The organism is Roseovarius roseus, from assembly GCF_043355935.2.
In the GTDB taxonomy this organism is placed as follows: domain Bacteria; phylum Pseudomonadota; class Alphaproteobacteria; order Rhodobacterales; family Rhodobacteraceae; genus Roseovarius; species Roseovarius roseus.
Map to the genome: position 1 here is coordinate 26,372 of NZ_JBHFPE020000015.1, position 18,131 is coordinate 44,502.

Annotated in this window: 18 protein-coding genes; 5 read left to right on the forward strand and 13 right to left on the reverse strand. The window is 65.0% G+C overall.

Annotated features, from left to right (window positions below):
- Positions 1-426: 426 nt before the first annotated feature.
- Positions 427-1,320 carry a LysR family transcriptional regulator gene (locus ACEWPL_RS16635; RefSeq protein ID WP_393930608.1) on the reverse strand — a complete coding sequence of 298 codons (894 nt, stop codon included), beginning with the start codon at positions 1,318-1,320 and terminating at the stop codon, positions 427-429.
- A 134-nt stretch (positions 1,321-1,454) separates the two neighbouring features.
- Here ACEWPL_RS16635 and ACEWPL_RS16640 point away from each other — a divergent pair, with 134 nt between their 5' ends.
- Genes ACEWPL_RS16640 through ACEWPL_RS16655 form a run of 4 tightly spaced genes read left to right on the forward strand, consistent with a single transcriptional unit; the run spans position 1,455 to position 4,399 of the window.
- Complete coding sequence (locus ACEWPL_RS16640; protein ID WP_393930606.1) at positions 1,455-2,030, forward strand: NADPH-dependent F420 reductase; 576 nt, start codon at positions 1,455-1,457, stop codon at positions 2,028-2,030.
- Between the two features lie 27 nt (positions 2,031-2,057).
- Entirely contained in the window at positions 2,058-2,480 is a 423-nt protein-coding gene (locus ACEWPL_RS16645) for a DoxX family protein (RefSeq protein WP_393930604.1), read from the forward strand.
- Positions 2,481-2,540: 60 nt separating this feature from the next.
- Entirely contained in the window at positions 2,541-3,404 is an 864-nt protein-coding gene (locus tag ACEWPL_RS16650) for a VOC family protein (RefSeq protein WP_393930602.1), read from the forward strand.
- 11 nt (positions 3,405-3,415) lie between these two features.
- Positions 3,416-4,399: a glutathione S-transferase family protein gene (locus ACEWPL_RS16655; protein WP_393930600.1), complete on the forward strand. Its 984-nt coding sequence runs from the start codon at positions 3,416-3,418 to the stop codon at positions 4,397-4,399.
- Positions 4,400-4,625: 226 nt separating this feature from the next.
- Here the strand turns inward: ACEWPL_RS16655 and ACEWPL_RS16660 are convergent, their stop codons facing one another.
- The 12 genes from ACEWPL_RS16660 to ACEWPL_RS16715 form a co-directional block, all read right to left on the reverse strand.
- Entirely contained in the window at positions 4,626-5,210 is a 585-nt protein-coding gene (locus ACEWPL_RS16660; protein ID WP_393930598.1) for a hypothetical protein, read from the reverse strand.
- On the reverse strand, positions 5,207-6,160 hold the full coding sequence (locus ACEWPL_RS16665) for an ABC transporter substrate-binding protein (RefSeq protein ID WP_393930596.1): 954 nt from the start codon (positions 6,158-6,160) through the stop codon (positions 5,207-5,209). The genes ACEWPL_RS16660 and ACEWPL_RS16665 overlap by 4 nt, the downstream gene beginning before the upstream one ends.
- On the reverse strand, positions 6,157-7,197 hold the full coding sequence (locus ACEWPL_RS16670) for a FecCD family ABC transporter permease (RefSeq protein ID WP_393930594.1): 1,041 nt from the start codon (positions 7,195-7,197) through the stop codon (positions 6,157-6,159). The genes ACEWPL_RS16665 and ACEWPL_RS16670 overlap by 4 nt, the downstream gene beginning before the upstream one ends.
- 2 nt (positions 7,198-7,199) lie before the next feature.
- The gene (locus tag ACEWPL_RS16675; protein WP_393930592.1) at positions 7,200-8,183 is read right to left on the reverse strand and encodes a FecCD family ABC transporter permease; all 984 of its coding nucleotides are present in this window, start codon (positions 8,181-8,183) and stop codon (positions 7,200-7,202) included.
- Entirely contained in the window at positions 8,180-9,004 is an 825-nt protein-coding gene (locus ACEWPL_RS16680) for an ABC transporter ATP-binding protein (protein WP_393930590.1), read from the reverse strand. Before ACEWPL_RS16680 ends, ACEWPL_RS16675 begins: the two co-directional genes overlap by 4 nt.
- An 85-nt stretch (positions 9,005-9,089) precedes the next feature.
- Positions 9,090-10,793, reverse strand: a complete 1,704-nt coding sequence (locus ACEWPL_RS16685) for an ABC transporter ATP-binding protein (protein ID WP_393930588.1) — start codon at positions 10,791-10,793, stop codon at positions 9,090-9,092.
- Between the two features lie 177 nt (positions 10,794-10,970).
- Entirely contained in the window at positions 10,971-11,297 is a 327-nt protein-coding gene (hmuQ, locus tag ACEWPL_RS16690; RefSeq protein ID WP_393930586.1) for a heme-degrading protein HmuQ, read from the reverse strand.
- A gap of 12 nt (positions 11,298-11,309) precedes the next feature.
- Positions 11,310-12,059, reverse strand: a complete 750-nt coding sequence (locus ACEWPL_RS16695; RefSeq protein WP_393930583.1) for a ChaN family lipoprotein — start codon at positions 12,057-12,059, stop codon at positions 11,310-11,312.
- An 11-nt stretch (positions 12,060-12,070) separates the two neighbouring features.
- Positions 12,071-12,853: a heme ABC transporter ATP-binding protein gene (locus tag ACEWPL_RS16700; protein ID WP_393930581.1), complete on the reverse strand. Its 783-nt coding sequence runs from the start codon at positions 12,851-12,853 to the stop codon at positions 12,071-12,073.
- Positions 12,850-13,923 carry a FecCD family ABC transporter permease gene (locus ACEWPL_RS16705; RefSeq protein WP_393930579.1) on the reverse strand — a complete coding sequence of 358 codons (1,074 nt, stop codon included), beginning with the start codon at positions 13,921-13,923 and terminating at the stop codon, positions 12,850-12,852. The genes ACEWPL_RS16700 and ACEWPL_RS16705 overlap by 4 nt, the downstream gene beginning before the upstream one ends.
- Positions 13,924-14,787, reverse strand: coding sequence for a heme/hemin ABC transporter substrate-binding protein (locus tag ACEWPL_RS16710; RefSeq protein WP_393930577.1), 864 nt, complete (start codon positions 14,785-14,787; stop codon positions 13,924-13,926).
- The gene (locus ACEWPL_RS16715) at positions 14,784-15,836 is read right to left on the reverse strand and encodes a hemin-degrading factor (RefSeq protein WP_393930575.1); all 1,053 of its coding nucleotides are present in this window, start codon (positions 15,834-15,836) and stop codon (positions 14,784-14,786) included. The genes ACEWPL_RS16710 and ACEWPL_RS16715 overlap by 4 nt, the downstream gene beginning before the upstream one ends.
- A gap of 202 nt (positions 15,837-16,038) precedes the next feature.
- Between ACEWPL_RS16715 and ACEWPL_RS16720 the strand changes: the two genes are divergently transcribed.
- Entirely contained in the window at positions 16,039-18,090 is a 2,052-nt protein-coding gene (locus ACEWPL_RS16720) for a TonB-dependent receptor domain-containing protein (RefSeq protein ID WP_393930573.1), read from the forward strand.
- Positions 18,091-18,131: the final 41 nt, after the last annotated feature.

The following is an 18,131-nucleotide window of genomic DNA, read 5'->3' on the forward strand; positions in this document are numbered from 1 at the left end:
CGTTGATCGAACAGTTTTCGCAGCCTCGTTTGAAAGGCCATTGCTTCCCTCGCGAGGTCATCTCCTATGCCGTGTGAATCTATCATCGCTTTGCCTTGAGCCTGCGGGATGTTGAGGATCTGCTCGCCGAGTGTGACATCGTGGAGGTCGCACCTTTTCGCCTAGGGAGCACGTTGTTACCGGCCCAATGTATGTGTCGGCTGCTATTCGCAATCGAGAATTTGGCACGATTTCGGAAATCGCTCATGTGTATCCGGCCTGTTGATCGGCTCGCGGGCCGTCGCCTTGATGGGGTTACGCACGCGCCTTTGTCGTATTACCGCAAGATCCATGATGACAATTTGGGCCGTCAGACTCTGGCGGCGAACCCGACGCTTCCATTCGTGTTGGTGCCGTTGACCCCATCTGGATTAGCCTTTTCGCGGCTCATTCCGGCAAGACGTGCACATCATCGGCCGCGAAATCGATCAGGGCCCGGATCTTTCGCGGAAGCGTGCGGCCTTCGAGGTAGACAGCCGCAATCGGCCCCCCATCCATTTCGAACTCCTCCAGCAGGGGAACGAGGCGTCCCGTCTCGAGCATGTCCGCAATCGCGAACCGGGGCGCATAGGCGATCCCCATGCCAGCCGCGGCCAGCTCAATTGCCGCCCGGGCAGAGTTGACATGGAACCGGCCCCGCACCTGAGTGACGAACTCGGTGCCGTCTTTTTTGAACGTCCACCGATGCGACTGGCGTCGGTTGGTGTCAACGATGCAGGCGTGTCCAGAGAGGTCATCTGGTATTCGCGGCCGGCCATGCTCATTCACATAGTCCGGATGTGCCACAAGTGAGTTTTGAAACGTGCCGAGCTTGCGCGTCTTCAGTGACAGCGTCTCCGACACGCCCATCCGGAACGCCAGGTCGATGCCGTCGGCGGCCAGGTCGACGTAGCGATCATCAAGCCTCAGGTCGAAAGTCAAACCTGGGTGCGCTTTGGCGAAGCGGGCCAGCATGCCGGCCACGTAGACTTCGCCGAAGGTCACGGGTGCCGAGACCCGGATGATCCCGCTCAGGCCGCGCGACCCCTCCGACACAGACCCCAGGAGAGCATCGAGCTCGCCGAGGACGGCTGGCGCCCGCGCAAGAAGATCCTCGCCCGCCGGCGTCAAGCCGACCTTGCGGGTGGTCCGCTGGAGCAACCGCGTGCCGAGGCGCGCCTCCAGTTCGGCCACATATTTCGAGGTCAGGCGGTTCGAAACCCCCAGTTGCTCTGCACCTGCGGTGAAGGAGCCGGTTCGAGCGGTGGCCACGAAAGCCTTGAGTTCGTCGACGATGTCCATGGGCACCCTTTTAGGAACAAAATGGCGATAGTCATTCTATAACATCGCCATTTTATAGAAGATTGGGAAGTCTTACCTTCGCTTCAGTGGACAACAGGCCGCCCCGAGGGGTTGCCAACCGAAGGAGAAATGAAATGCGTATCGCAATTATCGGAAACGGCAACGTCGGCTCCGGGCTCGCCCAAGTGCTGGGCCAGGCCGGTCACGAGGTGTCCGCCATCGGCCGCAACGACGATCTCTCTGCCGCCATCTCCTGGGCGGAGTTGGTGGTCCTGGCCACGCCATACGGCGCCGTGGCGGATCTTGCCGGCAAGGCTGACTTCACTGGCAAGACCGTCGTCGATGTCTCGAACCCGGTGACCGAGGACTTCTCGGGTCTCCAGGTCGGGCACAATACCTCGGCGGCCGAGGAGATCGCATCCCAACTGTCCGGCGCGACGGTGGTGAAGGCGTTCAACACGATCTTCGCGCAGCACTACGGGACGGGCCTCAAGGTGAATGGCCAGCCGATCCAGACCTTCGTTGCCGCCGATGACGAGGCCGCGCGCGAGAGCGTAAAGGCGCTCGCCGCCGAGATCGGCTTTGAGCCGGTCGATGCCGGCCCGCTCGCCAACGCTCGCTACCTTGAGCCCATCGGCTTCCTCAATATCCAGTTCGGCTACGTCTTCGGTCACGGCACCGGGATCGCGCCGCGCTGGCAGTTTTCCTGACACCCCCAACCCCACGGAGCATCTGACATGACTACGCAAACCAATACCGATTATGCCGCCGCCGCCCTTCGCATCTCGACCGGCGTCCTGTTCCTCGCCCATGGCTGGATGAAGGTGAGCGCCTTCACCATCCCGGGCACCGTCGCCTTCTTCGAAAGCCTTGGCTTGCCCGGCGTGCTCGCCTACTTCACCATATTTGCAGAGCTGGCGGGCGGTATCGCCCTGATCCTCGGTCTCGGCACCCGCCTCGTCTCGATCGCGCTGATCCCGGTCCTCCTGGGCGCAACCTGGGCGCATTCCGGCTTCGGCTGGAGCTTCTCAAACGAAGGCGGCGGCTGGGAATACCCGTTGTTCTGGGCCTTGGTGCAGGGCGTCGTTGCCGTTCTGGGGCGCGGAGCCTTCGCGCTACGTATCTCGGAGCTCGACCGTCGCCTCGGCCAGTTCGCCTGACCTCAGTTGCAGGCCGCGGAAACCCTCCCGCGGCCACACTCTTTCCCATGGAGACCTGCCATGACCACTGCCAACGACGACTTCGACATGCATGCGGCGCCGCTGCGCATCGGGACGGTCCGGCTCAAGGTGCGTGATCTCGATGTAGTTTCTACCTTCTACCAAAGAGTGCTGGGGCTCAGCCCGGTCGCAACCAGCGAGCATCGCGTCACCCTTGGCGTCGGCAGCATCCCACTTCTGGAACTTGCAGGCGACCCGGGCTTTTCTCCGCTCGATCCGCGGCAGGCCGGGCTTTTTCATACCGCCTTCCTGATGCCGACCCGATCCGATCTGGCCCGCTGGGTCGCCCATGTCGCCGAGGCGGGTGTGCCGCTTCAGGGTGCCTCGGATCATATCGTCAGCGAGGCGCTCTATCTCGCCGATCCCGAGGGCAACGGCATCGAGGTCTATGCGGACCGCCCGGTCTCGGCCTGGCACGGCGAGGGCGGCGAGATCCGGATGAGCACTGACCCACTGGGCCTGCAGGACTTGCTGCAAAGCGCCGAAGGCACCGAATGGTCGGGCTTCCCCGAGAACGGCTACATCGGCCATGTCCACCTGCAAGTGGGCGACACGGGTGAGGCCGACCGCTTCTACCGTGACGTGCTCGGCCTGGATGTCGCAGCGCGCTATCCGGGCGCCAGCTTCTACGGCAGCGGTGGCTACCACCACCAGCTTGCCGGCAATATCTGGAACAGCCGCCGGGCCGGCAAACGCCCCGAGGGTATGGCCGGTCTCGATGCCGTCGAGATTGTTGCCCGTAACCCGCAAGACATCGATGCCATTGCCACGCGCGCAGAACGAGCCGGTATCGCGGGCAACACGCACATAGATAGCCTGACCCTGCACGACCCCTGGGGCACCGCCATCACGCTCAGAACCTGAGGAGAGACACCATGCTACAAGACGGAAAATGGGTTGCCGATTGGCAGCCGGTCCAGGGCAAGGATGACAAGGGCGGCTTCGTCCGCCAGACATCGAGCTTCCGCAACTGGATTACTCCCGACGGCAGCGCCGGGCCGACCGGAGAGGGCGGTTTTAGAGCCGAGGCGGGGCGCTACCACCTCTATGCCGCGCTGATCTGCCCATGGGCGTCGCGCACACTGATCGCGCGTAGTCTGAAGGGGCTGGCGAATGCGATCTCGGTCTCCGTGGTCGAGCCGGAACTTTCCGACCAGGGCTGGCGGTTCGGCGATCCGGCCGAGGCCGAGGGCGCTTCCTACATGCACGAGATCTACACCCGGGCCGATCCGTCGATCTCGGGCCGGGCCACGGTGCCGGTGCTCTGGGACAAGGCGCGCGGGACCATCGTGAACAACGAGTCCGCCGACATCCTGCGGATGCTGAACTCCGGCTTCGGAGAGCTTGCGGACGACAGTATTGATCTCTATCCGGCGGACCTCCGCGAGGACATCGTCGCGCTCAATGACCGCATCTATCCGCGCTTGAACAATGGCGTTTACCGCGCGGGCTTCGCCACTACGCAGGTCTCATACGAGGAGGCATTCCACGACGTCTTCGGGATGCTCCATGACCTCGAGGAGCGCCTCGCCGACGGTCGCGCGTTCCTTTTGGGCGATCGCTTCACCGAGGCCGACGTGCGGCTCTTCGTGACCCTGGTGCGCTTCGACGTGGCCTATCACGGCCTCTTCAAGTGCAACCTGCGCCGCATCGCGGACTATCCCGCCCTGAGCGGCTACCAAACCCGTATCCTCGCCATAGGATACCGCCAAAGCATCCGATCGTTGCAATGTGCAAAGGCGACACTACTGGGGATGGAAGCAATCAGAACGATCAAGAACGGACACATACAAACAAGGCAGCCAGGCGTCCGAGGTGAGATCAGCTTCGTACACGACCTCTTCGGCTTGGCCGCCTGAAATCAAGGCTGCGAAAAACTATCTGCGCCGAAAGTTAACGCAACAGTCCCATGCTGGGTCAGTTCTGGTTCCATGGTCAGGATCTAGTCTATGTGTCCACGAAACTGGCAGCAGCTCAGATCGACATGGTTTATGAAACCGAAATACTGGGTCGGTGTATGGGACGGATTCCACGCTCAACCGTTCGACAGCTTAAGATTTTCGTCAAGGCCGCATTTTGATCTACCTACGACTTCTTTCTCAACGGGCATGCGGTGCAAGGCGCGCCCGAGACGCTGAGATATCTACAGCATCCGCCGCGCCGCACGAGCACGCCGTTCGAACACGCCAATTGGGAGTTGGCATAAGGTGCCCCGTAGGTGGTCAATACCGCTTCGGCCCTCTCGGTTTGCCCGGCTTGCGTCCAACCCCAGGCCATGCCATCCGCGGCGATGCGCCAGAGTGCCTTCGGTGCAAGGGGTCCGGCATAGGCCAGCGCATGGACCGTGGGGCCGAAGAGGCGCGCGATGGCGATGGCGGCGGCGGGCGCGCTGGTGCGGCCTGCTGGCAGGCCAGGGCCGTCCACCGCGCATTCCAAATATCCTTTGGGCGCAATGCGCGCTGCAATATGGATCTGCTTCCCTTGGGCCGCCGCGAGGGCGCGCCCGGCCTCATCCGCGCGGCAGAGCCATGGGCCGACCTCGTGGGCGAGTACGTTCATGATCCACGCCGCGTGATCCCGCCGCATCATCCCGGGCAGTACCTTGGCATTCATCCGCATCAGCACATCGACGACATCCGCCGTCCTGTCGAGCGTGAAAGCCGCGCTCATGGCAGTCTCACCGGGCCTTTTCCGGCCAGCGCGGCCTCGAGCGCGGGGACCAGCGCATCGAGCGCGAAGGGCAGGCTGAGCAGCGACGCGTGCGAGAGCGCGCCCGTCATGATCTTTCCGGCCAGCACCTCGCGGCCCTGGGTGGCCGCAGCAAGGTAGGGGCGCGTTACCAGCGCGTCAATGGCGGTGAAATCCCCCGTCGCGGAGATCCACAGGATCACGTCGCTGTCGATCACCTTCAACGCCTCTTCGCTGAGCGTGAGTGCAAAGGAAGCTTCGCGCGTTCCCGCGTCAAGCAGGGCAGCGGGCTGGGAAAAGCCCATTTGCGCAAGGATCTGCACGCGAATATCGCGCGGCGTATACGCCCCCGGACTGCCGCGCATTGCAAAGGCGGCGGCGGCGGTCTTGGTGGCCCATTCGGGATGGGCGGCGGCAATTGCATCAAGCCTGCCCTCGATGGCGGTGATCTGCGCGTCCGCATCGGCTTCGCGCCCGATTACGCGGCCTGCGATCCGCGCGCGCCTGTCCCAGGGCAGCTCAAAATCGCCCATCCCGGCGGGCACGGCGACGACAGGTGCGATACGGCTGAGTTGCTCGTAATCCCCGGCGGTGATCCCGGACCAGAGTGCGAGGATGACATCCGGCTCGGCGCGGGCGATCTGCTCGTAATTAATCTCACCGCGCAGGATCTCAGGGCTGCTGCGCAGGAGGGGCGCGGCCCAGGGCCAGAGCGCGCCGTCTTGGGAGCCATACCAGTGGCGGATGACCACGGGCTGCACGCCGAGCGCCAGAAGATCGTCTGCCCCGGCGAAGTCGACGGTCGCGATGCTGTGGGGCCTTGTCTCGATGACGGTCTCGCCGAATTTATGCGCAATGGTCAGCGGATAGGCTTGCGCTGCCGCAAGGCCCGGCAGCAGCAAGGCTGCGCATGTCAGGATCAGTCGTATCATTCCGCCCCGGTTCGCATCATGCGCAGCATCAGGAACGCGAATAGTGGTGCGCCGACCAGCGCGGTGACAAGGCCTGAGGGGATCTGGACCGGATCGAAGGCGGTCCGACCAGCCAGATCAGCGCTTGTGGTCAAGCTGGCGCCGATGGCCCATGCCAGCGCCAGATGCAGGCCCGGCGTGCCCCGGGTCAGCAGCCGCGCGGCGTGGGGCGCCAGAAGGCCGACGAAAGCGATCGGCCCGACCACCGCCACCGAGGCCGATGCGAGCGCGACAGCGCCGATAAGCAGCATCGCCCGATCGCGGGCAGGCCTGTGGCCCAGCGTCGCCGCGAGGTCATCCCCAAGGCGCAGCGCTGCCAGGGGCCGGGCCGAGGCAAGGATGATGGCAACAGCGCCCAGCGTGGCAAGCGCCAGCAGCCGAACCTCGTCCCAGCCTGCGGCGCGCACCGACCCCGAAAGCCAGGCCAGAGCCGCATGCGCATCGCTGATCCCGCCATAGGTCAGCAGGGCCGTCGTTGCGGCGGCGAGAAAGGCGGCCAGCCCGAGGCCGATCAGCAGGAACCGAAGCGGCTCGGCGCCGCCGCCACGCTCGGAAAGCAAGAGGATCACGCCCGCCGTGCCTACGCCGCCGCCGAAGGCTGCAGGCAGGCGCCATGCGTCGGCCAGTTCCGGCGCCAGGATCGCCGCGCCGATCACGGCCAGCCCCGCGCCCTGGCTGATGCCGACAAGGGCCGGATCCGCCAGCGGGTTCCGCGTCGCGCCCTGCAGGAGCGTGCCGGCGATGGCTAGCAGCCCCCCGGCCATGAGCGAGGTCAGCGCTCGGGGCAGGCGCAATTCGCCGGCGATCATGGCCGCACGTTCGCCGCCGTTGCCGATGACCGTGCCGAGGGCTTCGCCAAGGCCAAGGCGCACTGTGCCGGTGGCGACACTCGCCGTGATTAGCGCGGTCAACCCGGCGAGCAATATCATCAGCAGCAGCGTCCCGCCCACGGGCAGGGCCAGCGCAAGACGCCCGCCAAGGGCAGAGAGACGCCACATCCTCATACCCGCGCCCGCACCAGCAGGATGAAAATCGGGGCACCTATGAGGGCGGTCAGGATGCCCACCGAGATTTCAGCCGGGGCTAGGGCGACGCGCGCCGCTGTGTCCATCCCCAGCAGGTAGATCGCGCCCAGCACGATCGAAACGGGCATGAGGCGGCCATAATCCGCACCCGCGATCATCCGCGCGACATGCGGCACTGTCAGCCCGACAAAGCCGAGCGGCCCGGCCAGCGCAACGGCGCAGGCGGTCAGGATCACCACCGTGACCAGCGTCGCCGCGCGCAGGCGGGCGAGGTTCAGCCCCACGCCTTGTGCCGCCTCGTCGCCCATCTCGAGCGCGGTAAGGCGCGGTGCGATGACCAGCGCGGCGATCATCGCGGCGGTGCCTGCGGGCGCTGCGAGCATCATGACAGGCATGCGAAGGCCCGACAGCGCGCCCGAGAGCCAGATGCGCAGCGCATCGTACTGCGCTTCGTCCATGAGGTTCAGTAGCAGCGTGATAGCACCGAGGAACGCCGTCACCGCGGCGCCCGCCAGAACCGGGGTCAGAGTGCCGCCCGCCGGCGCGGCGGCGCTGAGCGCCCAGACCATCAGCGCGCCTGCCAGCGCGCCGATCGCGGCCAGCAGCGGCACCGCCAGCGGGCCGGTCAGGCCCAGATGGCCCTGGCCCAGCACGACGGCCAGCGCTGCGCCCGCCAGCAATCCGAAGAGGCCTGGGTCAGCGAGCGGATTGCGCGTCGCCCCCTGCATGAGCGCGCCCGCCGCCGCGAGGCACGCTCCGGCCAGCATGGCCCCCAGCGCGCGGGGCAGGCGAATCTGCAAGATGACGGCCGAGTCATAGCTGTCGGCTACGCCCGATATCAGTGCTTGGAGCACGGTGGGCAACGGCACCGAATGGGCGCCCGCCGCCAGATGCCATGCCAGCGCGGCCAGAAGCGCGCAGGCCAGCGCCACGGGCAAGGGACGGAACATCTCAATCATGCCGGGCGGGCGGTGCTGCGGGGCAGGCAGACTGGGTGGCCCGTCTCGGGATCGGCAATCACTTTCGCATCGACACCGAAGACGGCGGCGAGTTGCCCTTCGGTCATGGCGTCGCGCGGGACGCCATCGGCCACGATCCGTCCCGCTTTCATCATGACGATCCGGTCCGCGAAGGCGGCGGCGAGGTTCAGCTCGTGCAGAACGGCGACGATGGTGCGCCCCTCAGCGGCGAGCCGCTTCAGAAGGCGCATGATGTCGATCTGCACGGCAAGGTCGAGGTAGGTCGTGGGCTCGTCCAGCAGGATGATGCCGGTCTCCTGCGCGAGGGTCATCGCGATCCAGCAGCGCTGCCGCTGCCCGCCCGACAGCGCGGCGAGGGGACGCTCTGCCAGATCCTCAATATTCGTATCGGCCATTGCCCGCGCGATGGCGTCGTCGTCGCGGGGCGACCATTGGCGCAACAGGCCGCGATAGGGGTGACGGCCCTGCGCGACCAGATCGCGCACACGCATGCCCTCGGGCAAGAGCGGTGATTGCGGCAGCATGGCAAGACGCCGGGCGACGTCCGGCGCCGACAGATGGGCCAGCGGGACGCCGTCCACGGCAATCTGGCCTGCCGTCGCCGGCAGGATCTGCGCCACGGCTTTCATCAGGGTCGACTTGCCGCAGCCATTGGGGCCGACAAGCGCCGTGATGCCGCCCGCCGCGATTTCGAAGTTGATATCTTCGAGGATAGTGCGCCCGGCGCGCTTGACCGTAAGCCCTGCGATGCCGATTGTGCCGCGCGAGGCGGCGGCGGGCTTCTGCGCGGCGATTGTCATGGACGGCTCAAATATCCGAGTAAGTTTGTCGGGATTAGCCTATGCCAAAATGCGCGACGCTTCGCAAGGGGCCTACCGGCAGGTTTCAGGCGGCGCTCAGCCGCGCGTAATGGCCATTCTTGGCGATGAGTTGCTCATGAGTTCCCATTTCGACAATGCGTCCTTCGGACATCACGGCGATGCGGTCCGCGTCGCGGATCGTGCCGAGGCGATGCGCGATGACCAGCGTCGTGCGCCCTTGGCTGAGGTCGTGCAGGGCGCGCTGGATCCGGCGTTCTGTGTCGGTATCGAGGGCCGATGTGGCCTCGTCGAGGATCAGGATCGGCGGATTGCGCAGGAAGATACGCGCGATGGCAACGCGCTGTTTCTGCCCGCCCGAGAGGGTGACGCCGCGCTCACCCACGATGGTATCGAGACCCTGCGGCAGGCCCGCGATCATGTCGGTCAGCCGCGCCTTGGCGGCGGCCTCAATGATCTCCGCCTCAGTCGCATCGAGGCGGCCATAGGCGATGTTCTCACGCAGTGTCCCGCCGAAGAGGAAAACGTCCTGGCTGACGATGCCAATCTGCTGGCGCAAGCTACGCAAGGTCAGATCCGCGATATCCGTGCCGTCTATCGTGATGCGGCCCGATTGCGGCTCGTAAAAGCGCGGCACGAGCGCCAGAAGCGAAGTCTTGCCCGCGCCGGACGGGCCGACAAAGGCGACAGTCTCGCCCGCGCTGACGCGCAAGCTGACCTCGCCCAACACGGGCCGCCCTGCGTCATAGCCGAAACCCACATTCTCGAAGCCGATATCACCCGCGAAGGCGGGCGCCTGCCGCGCATCCGGCCGGTCCTCGACATCGGGCCGCGTCTTCATCAACTCGAGGTAGCGGCGAAACCCGGCGATGCCGCGTGGGTAGAGCTCGATCACCGCCGCGATTTTCTCCAGAGGGCGGAAAAAGAGGCTGACCAGCAAGAGGAACGCTACATAGCCACCCGTCGTCAGATCGCCGCGCAGCACATATAGCGCACCCGCCACCATGACCGCCACCTGCACGAAACGCATGCCCATGTAATTCAGCGTCGTCGTGGCGGCCATGACCTTGTAGGCCTGAAGCTTGGTGTCGCGATAGCGGGCATTGTCGCGCGCGAAGAGGGTCTTTTCATGCTCTTCATTGGCGAAGGCCTGAACGATGCGGATACCTCCGACATTCTCTTCGAGCCGCACGTTGAAATCCGCGACGCGGGCATAGATGTCGCGCCATGTGCGTGTCATGCGCCCGCCAAAGACAGCAACGATCACGACGCAGACGGGAACGATGGCTGCCGTGATCATCGCCAGCTCGAGGTTGATCATCGTCATCATGATGAAAGCGCCGACAAAGGTCATGACGGCGACGAAAAGATCCTCGGGCCCGTGATGCGCGACCTCTCCGATCTCTTCAAGATCGCGGGTCACGCGCGCCACCAACTTGCCTGTGCGCACCTTGTCGAAATAGGAGAACGACAGCCGCTGGAGCTGATCGAACGCGCGGCGGCGCATCTCGGTCTCGATATTGATGCCCAGCTTGTGACCCCAATACACGACGATCGCCATCAAGCCGCTGTTTAGGGCGTAGACCCCGACAAGACCGAGGGCGGCGAGGATCGTCAGGTTCAGGTCGCCGTGCGGCAAGAGCACATCGATGAAGAGCTTGACCGCGAAGGGGAAGACGAGCTCGAGAAGACCCGACAGAACGGCGCTGCCAAAATCCAGCCAGAAAAGGCCCTTCCAAGGACGGTAATAGGTCCAGAATTCGCGGATCATGTGGGGCGGGTCTTTCGATGGCTTCGGCAAAAGGCGCGCCCGCTCCTACCACGCCGCCAGACGTGGCACCAGCCACGCGAGCTTGCACCGCGCGACGTCGGTCGGGCTGTGGGCCTCTATTGCTCCTCGCCTCCTGCCTTGCGTGGCAGAGGCAAATCTGCCGAATGCGCCGCACGCTCAGGCAGGCTGGACAGCGCCCAGCGACTGGATCGAGCCGAAGCCTTCGAAGCGCGGCGCGCCTTCATGCAGTTTGCGGTTCTGGCCCGCCTTTGCATGGGATGCGCGGAATTCGGCGCTCGTGGTCCAAGCGCGGAAATGCGCCTCGGTCTGCCAGATGGTGTGCGACGCAAAGAGGATACGGCCGTCCTCCTCGGGGCCTTTCAGCATGTTGAAGGACACGAAACCTTCCATCTCATGCAGACGGCTTTCGCGGCTCAGCCATACTTCTTCGAATTCGGCGGCGTTTTCCAAGGGAACGGTAAAGCGGTTCATGGCAAGGTACATGTGGAAGGCTCCTTAGTTGGATTTGAGTGATTTGCAGGGATCGTCCCGGTCGGCGACCGGAACGGTCAGGGTCTCGTCAAAGGGCATGTCCGTCTCTTTCTCGACAAAGCCGATGGCGTGAGTCCGCACGCCTGGCGCGGCGAGCGCGATCATCGCGGGGATGCCCCAATCGGTGCGCGCGTGCCCGTTGCCGGCGATCACCGCAACGGGCGCGCCATAGATCTCTAGCGCCTCGAGCGCCGCGCGGGCGAAGACTGCATCTCGGTAGCGCTGCACGGCGACCATGCCGACCATCGCCTCGATTGGCATGGCCTCACAATGCGCCTCGAACTGCTCGGTCTCGCGCTGTGCCTGCTGATCGTCGGGCAGCGGAGCATCCAGCCGGTAAATTGGCGCAACCTCGCCAAAGAGGGCGGCAGGGCCATCCGTATAGACGGCGCGCACCTGCGCGCGCGGGGCGGCGGCGCCGATAATGCGCGCTGCCCCCAGCGCGTCGAAGATCGGCGCGTAGATCTCGAAATCGTCCCAGCCGCTGGCCTCCCACGCCGCTGCAATCGCGCTGCGGTCGGCATCGGCGCGCTCGGCCTCGGCGGCGGTCAGCATTTCAAAGACGACCGCAGTGGGCTGAAGCGCGCGCAGCATCTCGGCTTGGCCGAGATGTGCTTCGGGGTTATCGTGAACCTCGCCCAGGATGACGACATCGGCGGCAGGCTGGGCCATCGCTGGCATGGCGAGGCAGGTCAAAAGAAGGGCGCGGCGCATGGGGATTCCTTTCAGGCAGAGGCCGCATGAGGCAGGATATAGGGCACGCCGGACGGCGGCGGGGCCGAAACACGGAGAGCGCACCCATAGGCCTCCGACAGGATTGCGTCGGTCAGCACGTCCCGCGGGCTACCGACGGCCAGACATTCGCCGCCCGCCAGCACCGCGACCTTGTCGGCGTAAAGCGCGGTGAGGTTCAGATCATGCATGACGGCGATCACGCCCCCACCGCCCTCTGCAAAGTCGCGGGCGATCTGCATCACCTGCAATTGATGCGCGATGTCGAGGCTCGACACAGGCTCGTCCAGCAGCAGCCAGCGGGGCGTGCCGTTCTCGGTCGGGGCCCAGACCTGCGCCAGCACGCGCGCCAGCATCACGCGCTGTGCCTCACCACCCGACAGCTCCTGAAAGCTGCGTTCGGCGTAATGCGCAAGGCCCACGCGGCTCAGCGCGCGCAGCGGCACATCGGGGCGGTCCCCGGCTGTGCCCGATTGCAGGCCAAGGCGGACCACCTCGATCACTGTAAAGGGAAAGGCCAGTTGCGAGGCCTGCGGCAGGACTGCGCGCTGCGCCGCCAATTGCCATGGCCGGAGCGCCGCAATGTTCTGCCCGTTCAGCTCGACGCTGCCTTCGTAGGGCAGGCTGGCGGTGATCGCCCCCAGCAGCGTCGATTTGCCGGACCCGTTCGGCCCGACAATGGCGGTCACCTCTCCGGCCTCGGCGCCGAGGCTGACGCCCGCCAGCACCTCGCGCTTGCCATAGCTGACGCGGATATTCTTGGCAGTCAGGCTCATGATAGGACGAGCCTCCGACGCTTGAGCAGAATCCACAGAAAGACCGGCGCGCCCAGAACCGCCGTCACTATGCCGATGGGCAGTTCGGCGGGTGCGATGACTGTCCGGGCGATCACGTCAGCAAGGATCAACAGCGTCGCGCCCAGAAGCCCGGAATTGAGTAGAAGCGTGCGGTGATCCGGGCCGCATGCCAGCCGCAGAAGGTGCGGCACCACGATCCCGACAAAGCCGATCCCGCCCGAGACGGCCACCGCCGCGCCGGTCGCCGCCGCCACCGCGAGGATGGCGATGGATTTCATGCGCTGGACGTCGATGCCGATATGCGCCGCCGTCGCCTCGCCCAAGGCCAGCCCGTTGAGGCCGCGGCCCAGCATCAGCGCAGCGGCAATCGCGGCGAGGATCATCGGCCCGGCGGCCAGCACCTTGGCCCAGCTGGCCCCGGCCAGCGATCCGAGGCCCCAAAAGGTGAGGTCGCGCAGCTGCTGGTCATCTGCGATATAGACGAGGATCCCGGACAGCGCGCCCGCCAGAGCACCCAGCGCAATGCCCGCCAACAGCATGGTGGCGACCGAGGTGCGCCCCTCGCTGGTCGACACCCGGTAGAGCAAGATGGTGGAGCCCCAGCCGCCGAGAAAGGCCGCGAAGGGAACCAACTGATTGCCCGTGATGTCGATCAGCCAGCCGGGCAGCAGCGCGCCCAGCACGATGGCCAAGATCGCGCCCAGCCCCGCGCCCGCGCCGACGCCGACAATGCCCGGATCCGCCAGGGGATTGCGGAAAAGCCCCTGCATCGCCGCGCCCGACACCGCCAGAGCGGCGCCCACCAATGCGCCCATGGCAAGACGCGGCAGGCGGATGTCCCACAGAACGACGCGCTCCATCTGGCTCAGCGCTTCGCCCCGCAGGAGGGACGCCAAGAGGCCCGTGATCCTCACATCGGTCGCGCCCATCTCGAGGCTGGCGAGGCATGCGAGGATCAGCGCACTGGCCAGCAGCCAATGCAGTCTTCGGGCTCTTGACATCCTGTCGCGGGGAGCGCTTGGGGCGTTCGTGTCGGTCGCGGCAGACATTCAGGCCCCGTCGGCGTAGATCGCCGCACTCAGCTTTGTGACCGCCTCGGCGGTGCGCGGGCCGAAGCCAAGCATCAGAAGCCCGTCCATCCGAACGACTGAACGGGTTTGCGCGGCCGGACTCAGCTTGACCGCGGGCATGGCGAAAAGCTCGTCATCGGCAATACCGTGATCGCCGCCGCGATCCATCATCAGGATGACATCAGGCGCGGCCAAGCCCACGGCCTCGTCTGTCATCTGGCGATAGCCTTCGAACTCCGTGACCGCGTTGATGCCGCCCGCCATGCGAATGATCGCATCCGCCTCGGTCCCGGTGCCGGAGGCATTGATCCTGCTCCCTTGCGTGGACAGCACGAAGAGCACGCGTTTCTTGACTGCCTCGGGTCGCTCCGCCTTCTTGATCGCCTGCGACAGCGATGCGCCCACTTCACCCGCGAGCCTATCTGCGCGCTCGGGCACGCTCAAGGCATTGCCGATCACTTCGATCTTTTGCAGGATGCCGGCCGCGTCCCGCGCGTCCGGCACTTCGACGAATGCGACATCCGCGGCGCGGATCACCTCCAGCGCCTCGGGCGGGCCTGCATCCTCTTCAGAGATGATCAGGGACGGGCCGACCGACAGCACCCCCTCGGGCGAGAGGGCGCGCATGTAGCCCACATCCGGCAGGTCCATCACGGCTGGCGGATAGCTTGATGTCGTGTCGCGCGCCTTGAGCCGGTCTTGCTGACCGAGGGCGGCGATGATCTCAGTCACCGAGCCGCCGATGGACAGCACATCGGCCTTGTCCTCGGCCACAGCAAGGGACGGTGTCAGCAGTGCCGCGGCAAGGCTGAAAACGGCCGCGCGCCTATGCAAGCGGATCATGCCGGCACCTCTTCCAGCGTGGGCAGCGCGGCGACAACGCGGGCCCAGTCGGCACGGGAGTCCCGGCCTTCCTTTCCGACGCCGAAGACCTGAAAGATGATCCCACCCTCTGCATCGAACGCCTCAACCGACACGGCAGGGCCGCGTTGCGTGGGCTTTTCAACGGCCCAAACCTCAGCGACCTTGTCGAGCCGCAGATGCAAGTTGAAGCCCGGATCCATCACATTCTGCCACGGCCCCATCGGGCGCAATTCGCGCACGGGGCCGGTATGGATCTGGATGCAGCCGCGATTGCCGACAAAGATCATCACCTCAATGCTAGCGTCCCGCACCGCGTTCAGGATATTATCGGCGGCCTTGGGATCGAGCGGGCGCACGAAAGGCGCGCCTGCGATGCGGTAGGCGCCAAGGCGGTTCATCTTGAGCTTGGAGCAAAGCCGCAGGAACTGGTGCGTGTCCGTCAGCTTGGACCATTCCTCGCGCAGAAGCTCGGCCTTGTCCTCGCGCGACTTGGCTGCCTCGGTGGGTTTGCGCAGCTCCACTGGTTGCCCTTCGGACTGATCCTCCAGCGCCAGGCCGGCAACGATGCCGGGCCATGCCGCGTGATCCGATGCACCCCGCAAATGGACCTTGTGGACCGCATCGCCCGCCGCATCGAAGATTTGCAGAGACCGGCGCGAGCCATCCTCCGTAGCCGTCTCAACCGCGAAGGCATGGACCCAGTGCGAGGGGAAAATGCGTAGGTCGATCTCTTCGGTAAGGGTCATCGCGGCATGTTCGCCCGGATGGTAATTGCCATAGGTGCCGACCTTTTCATGCACGCAGGCATCCACGCGCGTCAGGGCCATGACCTCGCCCAGCTTCTCGGCGGCGGGAATAAGTCGATCGGGGTGCGCTGCGATGCGCGTGGCGCCTTGGCCAATGCGGGCGGCGACAAGCTGCGCCTCGGAAACACCCAGCTTTTCGGCAAGGTCGCGGGCGCGCAGCTTGGGATTATCCGCGATGAACGCGCGAATATCTTGGGGAGTTGGGGTGGTCGTGTCGGTCATAGGGGCTTCCTCGGGATTTTAAGTATCCGATGGCTGCGCCCGATGGGTCCGGTACGTGGCTCTTTCAAATTACTTGACTGTTTTAGTTGGATACCATTAAGGCTGCAACCCGTTGCGGTAATGATTATCGCCAGATCACCAAAAATCGCCGCGCCAGCCCTTCGCGAGCTTCGGCCCAAAGACACATGAAGGATGGCGCAAAATGCACAGACCTCTATTGCGCGGCTCGGCCGCGCTTGCCTGCTTGTCGCTGGCGGCCCCCGCCGCTGGCCAGGACGGGGGCACGCCCGGATATCTGGGCACCTTGATTCTGACGGGGGGCAAACGAGACCTCAGCTACGGCACCGCGCTGTCGCGCACGGTCGTCGGCGAGGAAGAAATACAGGATCGTCAAGCCAGCACCGTCGCGCAGCTGATCGATTCCGTTCCCGGCGTGACGCTGGTCAATGGCACCACGCCGCAGGGCTCGGGCATCAACATTCGCGGCTTCGGCGCCAACACGACCTTCGGCAGTGACCAGAAGATCGCGGTGCAGATCGACGGCGCCAGCGTTGGCTCGGAGGAGCTGTACCGTATCGGCACGCAGCTGTTCACCGATCCACTGCTTTACAAGGAGATCGAGGTTCTGCGCGGCACAATCGGCAGCTTCGCCTATGGATCGGGGATCGTGGGCGGGGTGGTCAAACTTGAGACCAAGGATGCGTCTGATTTTACGGGTGGCGAGGTCGGCTTCGGCGGCTCGCAGACGCTGGAATACAGCAGCAATGGAGATGGCTGGGCCACCTCCACCAATCTGGCGTGGATGCCGACCGAGGGCCTGGAGTTCCTGCTGAATTACACGCTGCGAGACCAAGGCAATTTGACGGCGGGTGACGGCACCACCATCGGCAATTCATCCTTCCGCACGCCCTCTTGGCTGGCCAAGGGCAAGATTACCTTCGGCGAAAACGATGCCCAGTCCCTGACGCTCAGCTATTCCGAGACGGTGGCCGACGACAAGGATGTGCCCTACGACCAGTTCGAGACGACAGCGGGCAGCTTTGGCCGCGTGGACCGGCGCACCGATACCAGCCAGGCGGTGCTGGAATACCGCTACAATCCGGCAAGTGATCTGATCGACCTGCGCGCGAACCTCAGCTATGCCGATCAGACGATCGACGTGGATTACATCGACGGCAGCTCACCCTTTCAGGGGGGCCAGAGCGTCGCGGCCTTTTGCGCAAGTCCGATGACGGGCGTGATCTGCGCCGACAACCGCTATCAGACGACGAAACTGGCCGTGTCGAACCGCGCGCTGTTCAACACCGGCGCGGTCGCGCATGACATGCTGGCGGGGGCAGAGGTAGTCCGCAAGGAGCGCCTCGATGCGGCCAGCTCGCCTGGCGGCGAGGATCGGCGCCTTGCCGTTTTCGTGGTCGATGAGATGACCATTGGGCAGTTCAGCGTGACCCCCGCGCTGCGCTATGAGCATTCGCGCGTTGAGAGTTCGGTGCCGCTGGCGGGTGTGCCCGACAGCTATAACAACGATGCGCTGATGGGCGGGCTTGCGCTAGCCTATGACTTTGGCAACGGCCTTTCGGTCTTTGGTAGTGCGGCCTATACCGAGGGCCTGCCGATCATCGATGATCTGGGCAGTTCGGCCACCGCGCAGCGGCGCATCGGCATGACCGAGAAATCGCAGACACTGGAGGTTGGCGCCGAATACACCGGCCTTGATGTCCTTGCCACAGGTGACAGCCTGACCGTTCGGGGCAATTTCTATCAGACCAAGCTGTGGGATATCACAAGCTACACGGTGTCCGGTTCGACAACGACCGATCTGGATCATGTGAGATCAGAGGGCTTTGAGCTTGAAGCTTCCTACGGGATGCAAAGCGGGTTCTATTTCGATCTTGCTGGGCATGTCGGCGAGGGCCGCGAGTATAATCCGGACGGCACCAGCACCGCCTGGCGCATCAGCCCGTCGGACCGTGTGCAGCTGACGCTGGGCAAGCGGTGGAATGATGATCTGGACCTGAGCTGGGAGGTTGTTCACGCGGTCGATCGCCGCGATGCGTTGGGCGCGGATCTACCCGACACCACGCTGCACAATCTGCGCGCCACATGGCAGCCGGACCAAGGCTGGCTCGACGGCACCGCGGTGCGCTTCGGCGTCGAGAACCTGCTGGATGAGGCCTATGTCGGGCACCTCTCCTCGCCAACGAGGCAGGCGCCGGGGCGGACGTTCAAGGTCTCGGTGACCAAGACGTTCTGAGCTGATTGAGCGAATGTATTATGGCCGGCGACGAAGGGTGC

Bases quoted from the DNA above. Each gene is read 5' to 3' on its own strand.
- ACEWPL_RS16635 (WP_393930608.1), bottom strand. From the start codon at position 1,320: ATGGACATCGTCGACGAACTCAAGGCTTTCGTGGCCACCGCTCGAACC.
- ACEWPL_RS16640 (WP_393930606.1), top strand. From the start codon at position 1,455: ATGCGTATCGCAATTATCGGAAACGGCAACGTCGGCTCCGGGCTCGCC.
- ACEWPL_RS16645 (WP_393930604.1), top strand. From the start codon at position 2,058: ATGACTACGCAAACCAATACCGATTATGCCGCCGCCGCCCTTCGCATC.
- ACEWPL_RS16650 (WP_393930602.1), top strand. From the start codon at position 2,541: ATGACCACTGCCAACGACGACTTCGACATGCATGCGGCGCCGCTGCGC.
- ACEWPL_RS16655 (WP_393930600.1), top strand. From the start codon at position 3,416: ATGCTACAAGACGGAAAATGGGTTGCCGATTGGCAGCCGGTCCAGGGC.
- ACEWPL_RS16660 (WP_393930598.1), bottom strand. From the start codon at position 5,210: ATGAGCGCGGCTTTCACGCTCGACAGGACGGCGGATGTCGTCGATGTG.
- ACEWPL_RS16665 (WP_393930596.1), bottom strand. From the start codon at position 6,160: ATGATACGACTGATCCTGACATGCGCAGCCTTGCTGCTGCCGGGCCTT.
- ACEWPL_RS16670 (WP_393930594.1), bottom strand. From the start codon at position 7,197: ATGTGGCGTCTCTCTGCCCTTGGCGGGCGTCTTGCGCTGGCCCTGCCC.
- ACEWPL_RS16675 (WP_393930592.1), bottom strand. From the start codon at position 8,183: ATGATTGAGATGTTCCGTCCCTTGCCCGTGGCGCTGGCCTGCGCGCTT.
- ACEWPL_RS16680 (WP_393930590.1), bottom strand. From the start codon at position 9,004: ATGACAATCGCCGCGCAGAAGCCCGCCGCCGCCTCGCGCGGCACAATC.
- ACEWPL_RS16685 (WP_393930588.1), bottom strand. From the start codon at position 10,793: ATGATCCGCGAATTCTGGACCTATTACCGTCCTTGGAAGGGCCTTTTC.
- hmuQ (WP_393930586.1), bottom strand. From the start codon at position 11,297: ATGTACCTTGCCATGAACCGCTTTACCGTTCCCTTGGAAAACGCCGCC.
- ACEWPL_RS16695 (WP_393930583.1), bottom strand. From the start codon at position 12,059: ATGCGCCGCGCCCTTCTTTTGACCTGCCTCGCCATGCCAGCGATGGCC.
- ACEWPL_RS16700 (WP_393930581.1), bottom strand. From the start codon at position 12,853: ATGAGCCTGACTGCCAAGAATATCCGCGTCAGCTATGGCAAGCGCGAG.
- ACEWPL_RS16705 (WP_393930579.1), bottom strand. From the start codon at position 13,923: ATGTCTGCCGCGACCGACACGAACGCCCCAAGCGCTCCCCGCGACAGG.
- ACEWPL_RS16710 (WP_393930577.1), bottom strand. From the start codon at position 14,787: ATGATCCGCTTGCATAGGCGCGCGGCCGTTTTCAGCCTTGCCGCGGCA.
- ACEWPL_RS16715 (WP_393930575.1), bottom strand. From the start codon at position 15,836: ATGACCGACACGACCACCCCAACTCCCCAAGATATTCGCGCGTTCATC.
- ACEWPL_RS16720 (WP_393930573.1), top strand. From the start codon at position 16,039: ATGCACAGACCTCTATTGCGCGGCTCGGCCGCGCTTGCCTGCTTGTCG.